This window comes from Streptomyces sp. NPDC043870 (assembly GCF_056435785.1).
On record NZ_JBWKDT010000001.1, the window covers coordinates 445,821 to 462,674 of the forward strand.

Consider the following 16,854-nt stretch of genomic DNA (forward strand, 5'->3'; position numbering starts at 1 on the left):
CGGACTAGAGCGCGGAGTTGAAGGTGGACATTCGTACGGTGCGGTCGACGGCGGTGGGGCGCACGCGGCCCAGCTTCTTGACTGCATCGGCACCGCGCACGTCGATCTCGGTGACGGGCACCCGATTCTTCTTCGCGGTGGCGAAGGTGACTGAGGTCTGGAAGGTCACGACGGCCATCCTTGGGCATGTTGTGCGAACAGGGGGAACCGTGCACCGTTGCAGTGTCGGCGGCACGACTTTACTCTCATGGCCACCCACAGCAACTCGGCACGTAGCGCTGAAACAAAAGCGTTGCGCGAGTATTCCCCACTCCGAACGGAACAAGCCATTCCATCGAACGAGTGAAGCCAAATCCGCAGAGGGGGATGCGCATGACCGGGATTCCCGGCCATCTGCAAAGTATGGTCTTCCGAAACGCTGATCTGCCGGTTCTCTTTCACCGCGCGGACGAGACAGCCATCTCACGGCAGCGCGAGTCGGTCAACGGTACCCGGCTGCAGCTGCTCCTCCTGGTCCTCGGTGCGGCGCTGGCCGCACTGCCGTGGCGGGGGAGGATCGGCGACTCCTTCCAACTCATGGGTGCACTCAGCGCGTTGGCGTACGCCTGGGTGCTCGTCGTCAGCTTCCGCGGTTCACGCCACCGAGCAAAGTCGCATTGGCAACTCAACCGCTCCGCAGCCGAGTTCATCCGGTCGATGTGCTGGCGCTACGCCGTGCACGGAGCACCCTTCGACTCCAACTCCCCCGATCCCGACGGGCTGTTCACCACCCGGCTGGAAGAGGGGTTGCAGGAGCTGCGTAAGGTCGGCTGGGTGGATCCGCGCGAGAGCGGCGAGAGCGCTGCCGGCGCGGAGCTGATCACCACGCCGATGCGGCTGTTACGGGAGAAGGTCTTCAGCGTCCGCAAGGAGACCTACGTACGGGACCGCCTCATCGAACAGCGCAACTGGTACCACCGGCGTGCCGAGATCTCCCGGCGTGCCACCACCTTGTGGACGGCGACGATCGCCCTGCTCACCCTGCTCGCTCTGCTGTTCGGGACGCTGCGCACCTTCTCGGTCTCCGACTCGGCCGAGCCCGCGGGGCTGCTGTCCGCCGCCGCGGCGGCGTGTCTGGCGTGGAGCGAGATCCGCCGGCATCAGCCGCTGATAGCGGCCCACTCGCTGGTCGAGGAGGATCTGGCCGCGATCCATATCGCCATGGAGACGTCGGTGTCCGAGCAGCAGTGGCCGGCGGCGGTGTACGAGACCGAGCGGATCGTCTCGCCCCAGCACACCGACTGGCTGGTCCAGCACAGGAGTTGACGGGGGTTCAGGTGCGTTCGACACCGTCGCGCCAGATTACCGTGACGGGCTTGCCGAGCTCGCGCGCGTACCGGACGATGTCGCCGGTACCGCCGAGCCCGCGGGCGGGACGGCCGTCCCAGACCGCGAGCAGCCGGTCGCAGTTGTCGGCGATGTAGGTGCCCGCGGCGTAGTAGGCCTCGTCCGTGGAGTGCGGGAAGGCCATGCGAACCTCCTGGCTGGCCCGGCCCTTGAGCCGCCGGTAGCAGGCCAGGGCCTCGGGGTCGTCGAATCCGTCCTCGTAGTCGCCGCTCGGGATCACGACGGTGAGCGCGGCGCCGCAGTCCAGGGCGATGTCGGCGAAGAGCTGGTCGGCGCCCTCGGCGAGGCTGGAGAGCGCTTCCATGGCTCCCTCGTGGCCGCACAGCAGCGCCTTCATGGCGGCCAGCACATGGGGCATGGCCTCGGGAGGAATGCTTCTGTGGCCGGTCACTCCGATGCGCTTCATCCGCCCCCCGCCCCTTCTGTGGCCGACCGCTCTGCCATCCTCTCAAAAGTGTGCAATACGTCGAGCCCCCACCCGGAGTGCGGGCGGGGGCTCTGGTTGACCGGAGGTCAGTAGACGCTGACGCCGTACGCGCTCAGGGCCTCGGTCACCGGCTGGAAGAAGGTCGTACCGCCGGAGCTGCAGTTGCCGCTGCCGCCGGAGGTCAGGCCGATGGCCCGGCTGCCGGAGTAGAGCGGACCGCCGCTGTCGCCCGGTTCGGCGCACACGTTCGTGCGGATCATGCCGTAGACGATGTCACCGCCGCCGTAGTTCACCGTGGCGTTGAGGCCGGTGACGCTGCCGCTGTGGGTGCCCGTCGTGGAGCCGCGGCGGGTCACGGACATCCCGACGGTCGCGTTGGCCGCGCTGGTGATGTCGACGCTGCCGACGGTGCCCGGGTGGGACAGCGAGGTGTTGGAGTAGCGCACGAGGCCGTAGTCGTTGCCCGGGAAGCTGGATCCCGCCGTCGGGCCGATGCTCGTGGTGCGAGAGGAGTTGGTGTACCAGGGCGGGTTGCCGTCGGTGCAGTGGCCGGCGGTCAGGAAGTAGTACGTGCTGCCGCTGCGGACGTTGAAGCCGAGGGAGCAGCGCCAGCTGGTCGCGTAGATGGCGTCGCCGCCGGAGATCAGCTTGGAGAACTTGCCGGGGGTGCGCTCGATGCGGATCGCGCCGGCGTTGGCGCCTGCCTCACGCTTGATCTGCGCGATCTCCGCCTTGGAGACCGTGGAGTCGGCCGTGACGACAAGGGTGTTGGTGGCTTTGTCGATGTGCCAGGCGGTACCGGCCACATCGGCGGTCAGGACGGCATCGCTCGCGGCGGAGAGCTGGGTCGCGCTGAAGGTGCTGGGTGCCTCGTCGGCGCTGGCGGTGGGGATCGCCAGGGCGGCGGCGGCCACGAGGCCGGTGGTCACGGCGAGCAGACGGATGCGTCTCGCCACGCCATGGGTGGGGGTGGTGCGCTTGATCCTCACTTCTCGTTCCTCCCGAGGGGAATCCGGGGGCCCGGCTGTGGGGTGACGGGCCCGTGAGGCGCAGCCAGAAGGCTCGTTGTATGCCCGGATTCCAGCTGCATGTCCGGAATCCGGAAGGTCGCGCCCCTGACAAGCGCTGCTCGGGAGTATTCGTGTCGTCAACTATCCGCGCAAGGGCGCCTTTCGGCCGCGCGGCGCCGTTGTACGCCGGACGGCCCCGGCGGCTCGGTGGCCGCCGGGGCTGAGAAGTCTGTCGCCCGTATAGGACGGGTCAGCGGGTCAGGAGGTTCCGCTCGCCGGCCGGGATGCCCGTCGTGAGCGTGTTGCCAGGGGGCGGGAAGGGGCAGATGAAGTGATCGGCGAAGGCGCATGGCGGCAGCAGGGCCCGGTTGAAGTCGACGATCACGGAGCCGTCCTCGGCAGGCGCGTCGGGCCGCAGAAAGCGGAACCGGTAACTGCTCTTTCCGCTGGTCGCGTCGGCGAAGACCGCCCACAGCGAGCCGTCCGCCTCGACGGCCACCCGGAGACTGTGCACAGCGTCATGGAGCGCGAAGGTGATCTCGCCGGACAGGCCCAGTCCGCGCTCGTGCCCGTCGGCGTTCTCGACCCGGACGCTGTGGTGCTCCGCGTAGGGAAGGAACCGCCCCGGAACCCTCCAGCGCGCGTCGTACGGCGTGGCCTCGATGCCCCGGAAGGCCTGCCGTGCCGCCGAGCCCGGGTCGAAGTCCCGTACCGCCCAGAGCCCTTCGCGGCGCAGCACGACGAGCCGCCGCACGCCGTGCGCCACCCGCGATTCACCGACCGGCGCGTGGTCCGCGGAAAGCCTGACCTCGCCGGTCAGCGGCTCTCCGTCGACGGTGAGACCCTCCTCGGCGGTAGCGGTCAGCACCACCTCGTCACCGTCCTGGCGCCAGACGCCGGGGACGGCCGGAATTCGACCTTCCGGGTAGTCGGCGAGCCAGTGTGTGCCGGTGAGGGAGAGCGGTCCGTGCGGCGCCGAGACCGCCGCGGTGCGACGCTCGTGCCAGCTCTTCCAGTCCTGGTGCGGGTCGCCTGTCATGCGTCAACCCTTCCATACGGGCTCGGCGAGTCCCAGATGTGACCGCAAGTCGATCCGGCTGCGGGAGCGGTGGCCGGCCCGGACGGTGGTGTCGTCGACGCCCGGGAAGTGGGCGGCCGGATGGATGCTCGCCTTGGTCATGCCGTACCCCCCCGGGTGTGCGTACTGGCCGGCGGGACGGGCCGGGCCCAGGTGCTCGCGGAGTGCGCCGCCCGGACAGAAGGTGCGGAAGAGGCCGCGGTGCTGGAGCAGGGCGACCGTTCCGTTGACGATCCGCTCGGATCGCGGCGGGGCGCGAGGGGCACGAGATGGAAGCCGTCCACGGCGGCTCCCCGGGCGACGCACACCCCTGCCCGCGCCTCCGCGCCGACCGTGCACCGGACCACGGCACCCTTCGGCGTTCCGGCCTTTCGGCCTTTCGGTCTCCGGGGGCAGGGGTGACGCCTCGTCAGCAGCCGTCGCAGGGGCAGCAGCAGTCACAGCCACTGCAGTCGCAGTCGCACTTGTGGCAGCAGCCTTCGCGCTTCTTCCGGGACCAGGGTCCCTCGTACTCGCTCGCGCAGCAGAGCCGGCACGTGCAGAACAGGCCGGTGAAGACCGCGCAGCCCGCCCAGAAGCCGCGCGGCTTCGGCTTCGGGGACTCACCGCCGCCGAACTGCGGAGGCAGCCCACCGGCACCACCAGCACCACCAGCACCACCGGCACCGCCGGCACCGCCGGCACCGTACGGGTTCCCGCCGCCGTACGGGTTGCTGGAGCCGTACGGCCCCGCCGCGCCCCCGTACGGATTGCCCTGCGGCGGCTGCTGCCCGTACCCCTGGTGCGAGCAGGTCGTCGTGCCGAACGTCCGGTCCACGGACTGCCGCAGCTCATGCGCGAGCAGTACGTGCAGCAGTTTGTCGTCGACGAACTCCGCGTCGCGCAGCGCGAGCCTGATGCCGTGCACCGCGTCGTCGGCGAGTCGGCGGGCCTCGTCCAGGGACGTGCTGGTCGCCGCGAGCGGGTTCCACGAGCCCGACGCGGCGTCAGCTTCCCGGTCCTCCACGGCATCCAGGAGATGCGCCAGTCGCCCGAAGAGCCGGCCCGCCTCGGCGAGGGGGGCCATGTTCTGCGGGCGGCCGGCGAGCACGGCTGTGTGCGCGAAGGCCGCCGCCGTGGCCGTCTCGGTCGGTTCGGTGATCGTGAGCAGCGGGGTGCCGGGGCCGGCCAGCGCCTCGATGCCGCCCTGGCGGTCGACGGCGTCGACGAGCACGGCCGTGTCGAAGCCCAGCGCCGCACCGGTCCGCGCGCCGGCGCGGTCCCAGCCGGCGGCGACGCGGCGGGCCGCCGCGGCCACCGGCTTGCGCGCCAACAGCCCGTCCCGGTCGGCAACGTGGTCCCGTACCTTCGCGGACGCCAGCACCAGTGAGACCGCTGCCGCCAGCCGGGCGCCTTCCCCGCGCGCGACCGGCGCGGTCCGCATCGCCCGCAGCGGGCAGGGCCCCGCCGTGCGCCGCTGCGCCGGCGTGCGCTCGGTCTGAGCCTCCGTCAGAACCGAGACGATGAGCCCGTCGTAGTTGGTGACGACCCGGGCAAGCTGCCCGTGGTCGGCGCGAAGTGCCAGGCAGAGGCCACAGAGATGGGCCATCCACTCCGTTTTGAGACCGTCCGTGAGCCGATGAGTGCACGGCCTGACGATTCCGAACAAGACGTTCCCCCGAGAGTCGTTCGAGTGTGCGGCCCGCATGGTATCCGAGCGGTCCGTTCACCCGTACGTCCCCGGCCTCACCCATCTGGCCCGACATTCATATTTTGCTTCGATATGAGGCTTGCCAGGGCCCTTACGCTGGAAGAACCTTGACGAATCGCCACATCTTCTGCACCAGTACCGTCACGAATCCCCTGCGCGGCGACTATCCACTTGGCGCGCGATCCGCATTATGGACGACCATAGGGATGCGGAACCACAAGTGACCGCAGTTGAAAGGAGGCGTCCATGGGATCGGTGCGCAAGGCGAGTGCATGGCTGGGTCTCGTCGAGGACAACGACGAGCGTTACTACGACGACGAGTACGCCGAGAGTGCGGGAACCGGCGACCAGTGGGTCACCGACCCGCGGGTCCGTGTGGCCTCCGAGTCGGCCGAGGAGCACGGCCGCCGGATCGCCACGATTTCGCCGGACAGCTTCCGTGATGCGCGAGGTATCGGGGAGCTCTTCCGGGACGGTGTCCCGGTCATCGTGAACCTCACGTCCATGGAGCCCGCGGACGCGAAGCGGGTGGTGGACTTCGCCGCAGGGCTGACCTTCGGTCTGCGCGGCTCGATCGAGCGCGTCGCGAACCGGGTCTTCCTGCTGACCCCCGCCGACACGGAGATCGTCAGCGAGGAGTCCGCGAGCCGCGACAGCGGCGGCTTCTTCAACCAGAGCTGAGGCCGGGGATGGTTTCCGGCCGGGGGTCCGGCCCGCGGCATGGCCGCTGTGAGACGCAGCGTCCCCCGGAAGATGCAGTAACCAGAGCTGAGGCCGGGGTGACTCCCGGCCCGAGGTCCGGCCCGGGGTCCGGCCCGGGGTCCAACCCGAGGTCCGGCCCGCGCCAGAGCCGCTGCGAGATGCAGCGGCGCCGGGGGAACGCGGCAATCAGATGTGCGGCAACCAGCGCTGAGCAGGGTGCTCGCCGGTCTACCTGAAGGCGTCAAGACCAGTGAGCGCCTTGCCCAGCACGAGCTGGTGCATCTCGACGGTGCCCTCATAGGTGAGCACCGACTCGAGGTTGGTCGCGTGCCGCATCACGGGGTATTCGAGCGAGATCCCGTTGGCGCCGAGAATCGTCCGTGCGGTGCGGCAGATCTCGATCGCTTCCCGCACGTTGTTGAGCTTTCCGAAGCTGACCTGCTCCGGTCGGAGCGTGCCCGCGTCCATCCGTCGCCCGAGATGGTGGGCGAGCAGGATGCCCTTGTGCAGTTCGAGTGCCATGTCGGCGAGCTTGGCCTGGGTGAGCTGGAAGCCGCCGATGGGCTTTCCGAACTGCTCGCGCGTCCTGGCGTAGTCGAGCGCCGCCTCGAAGCTGGAACGCGCCGCGCCCATCGCGCCCCAGACGATTCCGTAGCGCGCGTGCGACAGACAGCTGAGCGGGCCCTTCAGCCCGGTGACCTCCGGAAGTACGGCATCCGCCGGCAGTCGTACCTCGTCGAGGACGAGCTCGCTCGTGACGGATGCGCGCAGCGACCACTTGTGCTTGATCTCGGGAGCGGAGAAGCCGGGGACGTCGGCCGGGACGACGAATCCACGAATCCCCTCGTCGGTCTGCGCCCAGACGACGGCGACCCCGGACACCGAGCCGTTGGTGATCCACATCTTGCGGCCGGTCAGCACCCAGTCGGAGCCGTCGCGCTTGGCGTACGTGCGCATTCCGGCCGGGTCGGAGCCGTGGTCGGGCTCGGTCAGCCCGAAGCAGCCGATGGTCGAGCCCTCCGCCATGGAGGGCAGCCAGCGCTGCTTCTGCTCATCGGAGCCGTACTTCCAGATCGCGTACATGGCGAGCGAGCCCTGGACGGAGACCAGGGAGCGGATGCCGGAGTCGGCGGCCTCCAGCTCCAGGCAGGCCAGTCCGTACTGGACAGCGGTGGCGCCCGCGCAGCCGTAGCCGGTCAGGGACATACCGAGCGCGCCGATCGATCCGAGTTCGCGGGCGAGTTCGCGAATGCCGGGAAGTTCGCCGCTCTCGTACCAGTCGGCGACGTACGGCAGGACGCGGTCGGCGGCCCAGGAGCGGACCGTGTCACGGATCGCGAGGTCCTCCGGGTCCAGGAGGTCGTCGATGCCGAGGGGGTCGGCGGGGTCGAAGGGCGGCAGCTTCGAGGGTGCGGACATGAGGGTGCCTCCGGCGGCTCGCACGGCGCTGTGTCAGAAACCCAGCAAAAACCTAGCAGTGGTAGTTAATGCTCGGCGCTGACGTTACGGCTCAGTGTGCCGTGCGTCCAGAGCGGGCCGGGCCCGCCGCCTCGGCAGGTGTCCTCCGGGCCGGAACGGCCACGTGCTCGCGCGGCTCGGCGGGCACCTGCTCGGGAAGATCGGCGGACGGCACCTTCTGCCCGGGGAGCTCGGTGGACTGCACCTTCTGCTCGGGAAGATCGACGGTCTGCGCCTGCTGCTCGGGAAGATCGACGGCCTGCGCCGCGCACTCCATCACCTTGGGCAGCCGCAGCGCGGCCACCGCTCCGAGCAGCAGCAGCCCCGCGCTGACCAGCAGCGAGACATGCAGCCCGTGGACGAAGGACTGGCGGGCCGCGATCCGCAGCGCGTCCCCGGCAGGTCCGCCCAGCTGAGCCGCCACCTCATAGGCCTCGCCCAGCGAATTGGCCGCGGCGTCGCGGGCGGCCGTCGGGGCGCTCCCGGCCGCGGCGAGCCCGGGCGCGTACGCGGCGTTCATGACGCTGCCGAGCAGCGCGATGCCCATTCCGGCGCCGAGCTGGTACGAGGTCTCACCGATGGCCGCGGCCCCGCCCGCCTGTTCCGCGGGGGCCTCGCTGAGCATCGACTCGTACGCGGCGAAGAGCGTGGTCTGCAGACCGAAGCCGAGCAGGACGAAACCGCCGGTGAGCAGCAGCGGCCGGTCGTGCTGTCCCATCAGCGTCAGCAACAGCACGGCGCCGGCGGTCAGTACGAAGCCCCAGCCGACCATCCGGCGCGGGCCGAGGCGGCGCAGGGTGAACGAGCCCGTGGCGCCCGCGGCCATGGCGGCGAAGGTGAGGGGCAGCAGCCGCAGCCCGGTCTCCAGCGGGCTCAGCCCGAGCACCAGCTGGAGGTACTGGACGGCGATCAGCTCCAGGCCGACGAGCGCCAGCATGGCCAGCACGATGCATCCGACCGAGGTGGAGAAGGTCGCCCTGGCGAACATCCGTATGTCGATGAGGGGATGCGCGCGGCGCTTCTGGCGTCGTATGAACAGGGTGAGGAACAGGGTTCCGGCGAGCAGCGGGCCGAAGGTACGCGGATCGGTCAGGGCGTCGCCCGCGCCGAGCCGCTTCACGCCGAGGACCACGCCGAGCACACCGGCCGCGGCCATCAGGGCGCCCAGCACGTCCCAGGGGCCGTCGCCGCTGCCCTTGGACTCGGGGAGCAGCCAGCGACCGATCGGCAGGATCAGTGCCATCAGCGGAATGTTGATCAGGAAGACCGAGCCCCACCAGAAGTGCTGGACGAGGAAGCCGCCGAGGACGGGGCCGGTGGCGGCGCCCACGGCAGCGACCGCGGTCCAGATACCGATGGCGGTGGCACGCTCACGGCGGTCGGGGAAGACCGCCCGGAGTATGGAGAGCGTCGCGGGCATGATCATCGCGCCGCCGACGCCGAGCAGGGCGCGGGCCGCGATGAGCACCTCGGGGGTGGTGGCGAGCGCCGCGACGGCGGAGGCCACCCCGAAGAGGGCGTAGCCGAGCAGCAGGATGCGGCGGCGTCCCACGCGGTCGCCGAGGGTGCCGAAGAGGATCAGCAGCGAGGCGCACACGAGCGGGTAGGCGTCGACTATCCAGAGCAGCTCCACCCCGCTGGGGCGGAGGTCCTCGGTGACGGCGGGCACCGCGACATGGAGCACGGTCGCGTCGAGTGCCACCAGCAGGAGGCTGACGCAGAGGACGAGCAGGACGACCCAGCGGTTGGCACCGCCACCGGTGACGCGCGGGCGCGCTCCGGCCGTGGTCGTCCAGGACATGTACGTACCTCCCAAGGATTCCCTCGCTCTCGGTGGGCCAGCCGGGGACGGGTCCCTCGGGGCGGCCCGGCATCGACGGGCGAGTGATCAGCCAGGGTACGCGAGTCCGGGCCGGTGGTGCGTGGTGCACCTCTCACCTCGGCGGACCCGGGGGTGTGGCGTGCGCCACGCCGGGGCACCACGGGGGTGGTACCCGGTGTGCTCCGAACGGCCCCGTAATTCCGGGCGCCAATCGCGTGAACTGTTTCTGCCGCTACAAACACACTTACGAAGAAGGCCGCCCGGATAATAGGGCGCAAGGTCACTTTGATTTCCAGAACGGCCCTGAATGAATGTGCGGCTGAGACATAGTCCACATCACATCGTCATCACGAAGAGCCAGGATCGGCCTGGGCCCACACTCACTCGCTGTAACGTCGATTGGGTGCGTACCGACATCTTTGCCCGTCTGGACCGGGAGCCGGAGCCGCCGAAGATAGAGATCCCGCGGATGAGCCGCACCCGTCTCGCCCTCTTCGGCGGGACCTCGGCGTTCTATCTCGCCATCGTCGTGGCTGTGCTCCTCTCGTCCTGGCTGGTGGTCATCGACTGGAAGGTCATGCTCTTCCGGCCGTACCAGCAGTGGCCGGAGCTGCACGCGTTTCTGGACTACTTCGTGGTGCTCGGCCAGCGCGGTCCGACCGCCGTGATGGTTGCGGCCTGGCTGGGCTGGCGTTCGTGGCGGCAGCACACCCTGCGGCCGCTGCTGGCGCTGGGCGCCTCGCTGCTGCTGCTGAACGCCACGGTGGGCGCGGTCAAGCTCGGCCTCGGCCGGCTCGGACCCCACTACGCGACGCAGATCGGCTCCGCCGAGCTCTTCGCCGGCGGCGATATATTTCCCTCCGGCCACACCGCCAACGCAGTCGTGACCTGGGGAATCCTCGCGTACCTGGCCACCACCCCGAGGGCCAGACGGTATCTGTCGGCGCTGTCGGCCGTGGTCGCCCTGGGCGTCGGCCTGACGACGGTGTACCTCGGCACGCACTGGCTGAGCGACGTTCTGCTCGGCTGGGCCGCCGGGCTGCTGATCCTGCTCGCGCTGCCCTGGTGCGAGCCGCTGATCGGGCACACCGAGGCCTTCGTCCTCTCGCTGCGCGACCAGCTGCGTGCGCGCCGTCTGCCGGTGCCCTCCCTTCCGGTCGCGTCGGGCGGTCCGCGTCCGGCCATGTACCCGCAGCGGATGCCGGCGGAGGACGGGGAGCCGGTGCGCCACCCGGTGGGCGCGGGCAACTCCGGCCGTACGCCGGGCACTGCCCGGAACGCCGGGGGCCCGGCGGTGTCCGCCAACGTCACCACGGCTCAGCTCGCCCAGGCGCGTCCGCACCCGCACGCGGTGCGCTCGGAGCGCACGCCCGTCACCCCGGTCGGCAGCCGCCGTCCGCCGCGCTCGCGCCATCTGGCGGGCGGCTGACGGCCCGGGAGACGGCGGTGGCACGCACCGGGCTCCCGCACACTCGCGCACCACACGGCGAAGGCCCCGACCACGGTCGGGGCCTTCGCCGTTGGCGTTCCGTGCGGACGGTCTCAGCCCTTCCAGCAGCGCACGACCGTGCCCTCGTCGACCTCGAAGTTCAGCCGGCCCACCAGGTACTCCATGGTGATGATCGAGCCCGGCGGAAGCGCTCTGACGGTGCTCCAGCCCCGGCTGCGGGCAAGCCGCTCGGCCCTCTCGGCGTCGAGGCCGACATAGGACTCGGGGGCGTCGTCGGGCTGTGCGGAGGGGGTCGGTATCGGTGCCATGGGATTCACCGTAGGCGGCAGCGGACGGTGACGGAAGGCCCGTTGGCAACCTCCAATAGCAGGCACCCGTACACACGTCCGCTTCCCCACGTACCTCACCGGTCACACTTGTGTCACAGGATCACGACACGCGTTTAGTCGGGATTCGTTCATCCGTGCGCACAAACGGAGTTGCTCGCACGGGAATTCCACTGAATTAACGGATCATCGCGATGCCGGTCCGCCTCGACCCCGAAATTCTGCCTGCCGGTGAAATTTCTCCGGCCGCCCGCACACCGGAAATTCATCGCCATTTATGCAGTTCCTACTTCTGGATGAAACGGTCGCTCACCCGTCCGCGTATCCCACTCTGTCCCGATCCGTGTCCCCACCCTGTCGGGTGGTATCGCATGGCGAGCAGCGTGGCTCCAGCCCGAGACCGAACCGGTGCCGGACGAGGCCCCGAGCCGCGGACCGCGGACCGCGGAGGGGCAACGATGGGGACGGCCACCGCGGAGGCCGCTGCCTCACCGGCGACACCGGCTCCCGGCGCGGCGTGTCACTCCCCCAGAGCCCGGGACAACCGGTCGCGGACCGTCCTGATGTGCCCGGTCAGTTCCACCGGCTCGACGACCTCGAACTCGAAGCCCATGAGCACCACATGGACGACCATCACATCCAGACTCGTGGCGCCCGTGTGCAGCAGACAGCTCTCCGGGCCCTCGGACTCCAGGACGCCCGCCGACGGCGACACGGCCTCGGCCGCGCGCTCGACCGGGACGTGCAGCCTGATCACCGCCTTCGTGGCGTACGCCGCCGTCGACACTCCCTTCGAGACATAGGCGGCGAGATCCTCGGCGGGCGGGGTGCGCGGTGCGAAGCGCGGGCCGTGCGGCGGCTTCGGGGTGACCCGGTCGACCCGGAACGTACGCCAGTCGGAGCGGTCCACGTCCCAGGCGACGAGATACCAGCGGCGCTCCGTGCAGACGAGGCGGTGCGGCTCCACGGTGCGCCGGCTCACCGAGCCGTTGTGGTCGCGGTACTCGAAGCGCAGCCGCTCGCTGTCCCGGCACGCGTTGGCCAGTTCGGTCAGGACGGACGGGTCGACCTGCCCCTGCGGGGTGCGCAGCATCGGCACGGTGAAGGCGTTGAGGGCACTGACCCGGCGGCGCAGCCGGTTCGGCAGCACCTGTTCCAGCTTCGCCAGGGCGCGTACGGAGGTCTCGCCGATGCCCTCGACGCCGTTGCCGGCGGCGGTGCGCAGGCCTACCGCGACGGCGACGGCCTCCTCGTCGTCGAGGAGCAGCGGCGGCAGCTCGGCCCCCGCGCCGAGCTGATAGCCCCCGCCGGTACCGGGGCTGGCATTCACGGGATAGCCGAGCTCACGCAGCCGGTCGACATCCCGCCGCACGGTGCGCGGGGTGACGCCGAGCCGCTCCGCGAGATCGGCGCCGGACCATTCGCGGTGGGCCTGCAGCAGAGAGAGCAGGCGCAGCAGTCTTGCCGAGGTTTCCAGCATGAGGGTGAGTCTGTCAGCGATCGAGGACAGTCACGGTCCTCAAGTTGGCCCTGGGCGGCGGACTTTCCCGGCCATCGCCGGGCCGGGCGGGTCCTGCTCGCTGCCCGTGGCGCCGATGGCCTGCGGTGCTCCGCGCTTGCGCGCTGCGCGCTCGAAGCCTCAGCCCACGCCGGCCGCGCCGACGATCCCCAGCAGGCCGTCGACGCCGCCTTCGATCTCCTCGGACACGGCGGGAAAGCCCCCTGAGCGCCGAGTTGCACCCGGCGGCCCCTTCACTTCGGGGACAGCCGTACGCACAGGTCGTTGTCCGCGCTGTAGCAGGGCGCCGCCCGGTAGCCCTCCGCCTCGTGGGCCGGGTACACGAAGACGGCCCTCCGGTCCCATACGTCGTCGAGGATGCGGGAGATCCGTACGGGCTCCGCGCCCTCGGCCGGCCGCAGCCACAGCGTCCACAGCTGCTCCTTCGGGACGGGCGGCTCGGCGAGCGTCCCGTACGGCAGGGTGAATCCGAAGCTGCCGCCCTCGCCGGTCACCGGCACCTCGTGGACCGTGCTGCCGAGGCGCGCCTCGGCCACCGCTCCCCCGCCGAGTTCGGCGCCGTACAGCACGCCCTCGACCGTGCAGGCGCCCGGTTCGGAGCCGATGTCGCCGGCCTCGGCGTGCGGCTCACGCACCCAGGAGCGCACCATGAGCCGCCCGTCCGCCGTCGGGTAGGGCACCCGCACGACGACGCGGCCGGCTGCCGGGACCCGGTCGACGAGTGCCCGCAGATCGCGGATGCCCGGCTCGATGGCCACGTCGTCTTCGGTGAACGCGTCCCAGTGGCCCTCGGCCAGCTCGACCGTGCTGGGCAGCACGGCCCGTGAGTGACCCCCGCCGGTCGGGGTGAGCGGGAGCCGTACGGTGTCCTCGGCGGCGGTGCCGCCGCGTCGGCGCAGGACGAACGCCGCGTCCGGAGCCGCGACTTCCGCTATGTCGAACGTGACACCACCTGCGGAGTCGGCGATGCAGTCGGCACGCGGTGTCCGCCGCTCGGTGGACGTGGTCATGCCGTCTTCCCCTTCCGGATCACGTCGGCGGCCTTGTAGCGCAGGGCGTACGCCCCGTCGAGCACCGCCCCGCGCGAGCGGTACAGGGTGTCCCGCAGGGCACTGCGGGAGCGGCCGCCCGCGGCGCCCTGGCCGACCAGCTCGGTGAAGAGCGCCTCATGACGTTCCGCGATCCGCGCAGGATCGAAGCGGGCGGATGCCTCGAGGGCCGCCTCACCGGTGCGTCGCCGCAGTTCGTCGTCGTTGATCAGGTCGAGGAGCGCGTCGGCGACCGCGTCCTCGTCGCCGACCGGGACCAGTCGGCCGTCCACCCCGTCCTCGATGATCTCGCCCGGCCCGTGCGGGCAGTCGGTGGAGACGACCGGGAGGCCGCAGCGCATCGCCTCGACGATCGTCATGCCGAAGGACTCGATGTTCGAAGTGACGGCGGCGAGCGAGCCCTTGACCCACTCCGGCTCCAGCGGGTTGGCGGGCCCCATCAGGAAGACGTGGTTGTGCAGTCCGCGCTGTTCGATCAGGGCGAGCAGGGCGTTCCTCTCATTGCCCGTCGCGTCACCGCTGCCGTAGATCCGCAGCCGCCAGTCGGGGCGCGCCGCTACCACCTTCGAGAAGGCCTTGACCAGCAGGTCGTACCGCTTGACCTTGGTGAGCCGGCCGGCCGCGATCACCCACTTGCTGGCGGAGTCGGCGGGGGCGACCGTCGGCGCGGGCACGCTGTTCGGCACGGACTTGATCCGTACGCCGGGCAGCTTCAGCCGCGTGCGGTAGGACTGCGCGTCGGCCTCGGTGACCGTGGTGACCGCGTCGAGCAGCGCGTACCGGTGGCCGATCTCGCGGCGCAGCCGGTAGCCGTGGCTGTCCAGGGTGAGGTGCTCCTGGCCGATGCGGACCGGGCCGCGCCGGGCCTGGCGGGCGATGTGGACATTCAGCCCGGGGCGGGTGCCGACGACGACGTCGGCCTCCAGGGATTTCAGATGGGCGGCGATGCGGGCGTCGGTGAGGCGGCTGTACTGCTTCCAGCGGCCGTCGCCGCGCGGGAACACCTTCGCCGGACGGGTGTAGTCCGGGTGCGTGCCGTCGTAGGTAGGGCTGCCGCTGCGCAGGTCGAGCAGATGACGCATGCGTACGCCGGCGGGGGCACCGAGCGTCGGCTCCTCACGGTGCCGGAACACCGAAACGATCTCGACGTCGTGCCGCTCGGCCAGTTGCCGGGCGAGGTTGAACGTCGTCCGGATCGTCCCGCCGATTCCGTAGGCGTTGTGGAGCAGGAACGAGATATGCATGCGCTGCCGCATCCCCCTGAGCTTCATGGTCATCAGCATGGGACTGTACTGGGCGCCCAGGGCCGTCAGGCGCGTCGGGGCACCGTGAATCACTCCTCCGTCATGTCACCACTCTGGTGGATCCGGCCTCTTACGTCCTGTCGGCGCGGTGAACTCGCCGAGCCCCGAACGATTTGTCGATGTATCGCTGTGACGATCTGTCTCCCGCAACCCGCTTCGCGCGTGACCCTTGCCCTGACTCACCCGTTGTGCTCTTTACGAGCCGGGTGCCGCCCGGCAACCACCACGCACCGAGTCCGAGGAGCCACCCGTGCCGCGCATGCTCGACGTCAGCGAGGACGTACGCGCCGAGATCGGCGACGAAGAAGCCGACCGGCTGCTCGCCGGCGAGAACGCCCCGGGCAGCTACGACTGCACTTCCTGTCGCACCCCGGGCGATTCCGAGCAGGAACGCACCAGCACGGTGCTGTTCGTCGGCGAGGAGACCGCCGTCCTCGCCTTCGCCCACGCCAGCTGCATCCCCTCCCAGGTCGTCCAGGTCGCCGAGGAGCAGCTCAAGGGCGCCGTCCGCTCGATCACCGGCGAATCCCCCGCCGCCGCCCCGCAGCCGCCCGCCGCCCAGATCGACCCGGGCTCGCTGGGCGCGGCGCCGGAGCAGGCGGTGCTCGGTGTCACGAGCGGTCTCGTTCTGATCGGGGACGAGCTCCACCCGGCGCTCGTCGTCGAGCCGACCGCCCCGATCGCCCGGCCCGGCTCGTACGGTGGCGGCGACGACTTCCTGCCGCTGCTGATCGAGCAGGGCTTCCTGCCGGTCTCCGTGGTGAACCAGGTGCCCCCGTCCCTGCCCGGCTGGTCCGTGCTGCTCGCCATGGGCCAGCTGCACGCCGTGCTCCAGCCGGGTACGGGCGGCGGCGGCCAGGTCGCCTGGTGGCAGGCTCACCAGCCGCTGCAGGTGACCGATGGCTGGCGCACGGCCGCCAACAAGTCGCACAGGGTACTGGTCTTCGCCGCCCCGGTCGGCTCCATCGGTCAGCAGCCGCGCGAGGACCTGCTGCGCGACGCCCTCGACAAGGCCGCGGCCAACGGCCGGCTGGTGGCCGCCACCATGCCGCTGGCGGGCACCTGACGGACGCCGCGCGCCGGCGTGCCCGGCGTACCCCCGCCGAACAGCGATTTCCCGGACGGGGCCGCATCCGACCGGCGTGCGGGTCGTTGGCTCATACGTGCACACATACGACCCCGCCCGTCGGCCGCAACAGGGCCATGTCCCCTCCCTGCGCCCCGCGCGCGACGTAGCGGCGGGCCCATCGGCCACTCCGATCTACGACGCGCTGTACTCCGAGTACCTCAGGGCGTTCCGGACGCTGCCGGGGGACCGGAGCGGCGAGGAGAACCTCGGGTTCTCGGCGTTCGGCACCGGTCAGCACGAGCTGACCGGTCACGGCGGATTCGGGGGCCAGTCGGGATTCGGGTGGCAGCCCGCCCCCGTCCGGCAGGCGGGTGGCAGACAGCACCACACCCCCGCGGCGCTGCCACCGGCGCCCCGCAGAGGGCTGTGAGACGACGAAGTGGGGGGGGGGGGGGCCGCCCCCGCCCCCCCCCCCCGCGTTCCCAACGGGGAGGGGTTCCTCCCGCCCCCTCCCCCCCCCCCCCCCCCCCGGACCCCCCCTTCTGGCACTCTCTCCCCCCCCCC

At 70.8% G+C, this 16,854-nt stretch carries 17 protein-coding genes and 1 pseudogene; 5 read left to right on the forward strand and 13 right to left on the reverse strand.

From position 1 onward, the window contains the following. Positions 1-4: 4 nt before the first annotated feature. Positions 5-169, reverse strand: coding sequence for an FxSxx-COOH cyclophane-containing RiPP peptide (locus AC0699_RS02040; RefSeq protein WP_478654474.1), 165 nt, complete (start codon positions 167-169; stop codon positions 5-7). Between the two features lie 233 nt (positions 170-402). On the opposite strand from AC0699_RS02040, the gene AC0699_RS02045 reads away from it, so the two are divergent. Continuing rightward, the gene (locus AC0699_RS02045) at positions 403-1,305 is read left to right on the forward strand and encodes a DUF4231 domain-containing protein (RefSeq protein ID WP_478654634.1); all 903 of its coding nucleotides are present in this window, start codon (positions 403-405) and stop codon (positions 1,303-1,305) included. 7 nt (positions 1,306-1,312) lie between these two features. Here the strand turns inward: AC0699_RS02045 and AC0699_RS02050 are convergent, their stop codons facing one another. The 6 genes and pseudogenes from AC0699_RS02050 to AC0699_RS02075 all read right to left on the reverse strand — a co-directional run bounded on the left by AC0699_RS02050 (position 1,313) and on the right by AC0699_RS02075 (position 5,549). Then, a complete protein-coding gene (locus AC0699_RS02050; protein WP_478654477.1) occupies positions 1,313-1,792 on the reverse strand; it encodes a hypothetical protein in 480 nt (159 codons plus the stop codon). A 107-nt stretch (positions 1,793-1,899) separates the two neighbouring features. Then, a complete protein-coding gene (locus tag AC0699_RS02055; protein WP_478654480.1) occupies positions 1,900-2,802 on the reverse strand; it encodes a S1 family peptidase in 903 nt (300 codons plus the stop codon). 271 nt (positions 2,803-3,073) lie between these two features. Then, entirely contained in the window at positions 3,074-3,862 is a 789-nt protein-coding gene (locus AC0699_RS02060) for a DUF1684 domain-containing protein (protein ID WP_478654483.1), read from the reverse strand. 3 nt (positions 3,863-3,865) lie between these two features. Beyond that, complete coding sequence (locus tag AC0699_RS02065; protein ID WP_478654652.1) at positions 3,866-4,003, reverse strand: hypothetical protein; 138 nt, start codon at positions 4,001-4,003, stop codon at positions 3,866-3,868. 18 nt (positions 4,004-4,021) lie between these two features. Continuing rightward, a pseudogene (locus AC0699_RS02070) lies at positions 4,022-4,197 on the reverse strand (LLM class flavin-dependent oxidoreductase); the annotation flags it as partial. Positions 4,198-4,310: 113 nt separating this feature from the next. Further along, positions 4,311-5,549 carry a DUF5685 family protein gene (locus tag AC0699_RS02075; RefSeq protein WP_478654485.1) on the reverse strand — a complete coding sequence of 413 codons (1,239 nt, stop codon included), beginning with the start codon at positions 5,547-5,549 and terminating at the stop codon, positions 4,311-4,313. 288 nt (positions 5,550-5,837) lie between these two features. Between AC0699_RS02075 and AC0699_RS02080 the strand changes: the two genes are divergently transcribed. Continuing rightward, entirely contained in the window at positions 5,838-6,272 is a 435-nt protein-coding gene (locus AC0699_RS02080) for a cell division protein SepF (protein ID WP_478654488.1), read from the forward strand. Between the two features lie 249 nt (positions 6,273-6,521). Here AC0699_RS02080 and AC0699_RS02085 read toward each other — a convergent pair whose 3' ends face one another. Both AC0699_RS02085 and AC0699_RS02090 read right to left on the reverse strand, forming a co-directional pair. Next, a complete protein-coding gene (locus tag AC0699_RS02085; protein ID WP_478654490.1) occupies positions 6,522-7,712 on the reverse strand; it encodes an acyl-CoA dehydrogenase family protein in 1,191 nt (396 codons plus the stop codon). A 91-nt stretch (positions 7,713-7,803) separates the two neighbouring features. Further along, positions 7,804-9,552, reverse strand: a complete 1,749-nt coding sequence (locus tag AC0699_RS02090; RefSeq protein WP_478654493.1) for an MFS transporter — start codon at positions 9,550-9,552, stop codon at positions 7,804-7,806. A 424-nt stretch (positions 9,553-9,976) separates the two neighbouring features. On the opposite strand from AC0699_RS02090, the gene AC0699_RS02095 reads away from it, so the two are divergent. Next, a complete protein-coding gene (locus AC0699_RS02095) occupies positions 9,977-11,002 on the forward strand; it encodes a phosphatase PAP2 family protein (protein ID WP_478654495.1) in 1,026 nt (341 codons plus the stop codon). 113 nt (positions 11,003-11,115) lie between these two features. On the opposite strand, the gene AC0699_RS02100 is transcribed toward AC0699_RS02095, so the two are convergent. From AC0699_RS02100 to AC0699_RS02115, 4 genes are all read right to left on the reverse strand, one after another. Continuing rightward, entirely contained in the window at positions 11,116-11,331 is a 216-nt protein-coding gene (locus AC0699_RS02100; protein WP_469771966.1) for an I78 family peptidase inhibitor, read from the reverse strand. 538 nt (positions 11,332-11,869) lie between these two features. After that, positions 11,870-12,829: a helix-turn-helix transcriptional regulator gene (locus AC0699_RS02105; protein WP_478654497.1), complete on the reverse strand. Its 960-nt coding sequence runs from the start codon at positions 12,827-12,829 to the stop codon at positions 11,870-11,872. 272 nt (positions 12,830-13,101) lie between these two features. Then, positions 13,102-13,878, reverse strand: coding sequence for a hypothetical protein (locus AC0699_RS02110; protein ID WP_478654499.1), 777 nt, complete (start codon positions 13,876-13,878; stop codon positions 13,102-13,104). Next, entirely contained in the window at positions 13,875-15,161 is a 1,287-nt protein-coding gene (locus AC0699_RS02115) for a glycosyltransferase family 4 protein (protein ID WP_478654635.1), read from the reverse strand. The genes AC0699_RS02110 and AC0699_RS02115 overlap by 4 nt, the downstream gene beginning before the upstream one ends. Positions 15,162-15,471: 310 nt before the next feature. Between AC0699_RS02115 and AC0699_RS02120 the strand changes: the two genes are divergently transcribed. Continuing rightward, entirely contained in the window at positions 15,472-16,287 is an 816-nt protein-coding gene (locus tag AC0699_RS02120) for a hypothetical protein (RefSeq protein ID WP_478654502.1), read from the forward strand. Positions 16,288-16,384: 97 nt separating this feature from the next. After that, the gene (locus AC0699_RS02125) at positions 16,385-16,720 is read left to right on the forward strand and encodes a hypothetical protein (RefSeq protein ID WP_478654504.1); all 336 of its coding nucleotides are present in this window, start codon (positions 16,385-16,387) and stop codon (positions 16,718-16,720) included. Positions 16,721-16,854: the final 134 nt, after the last annotated feature.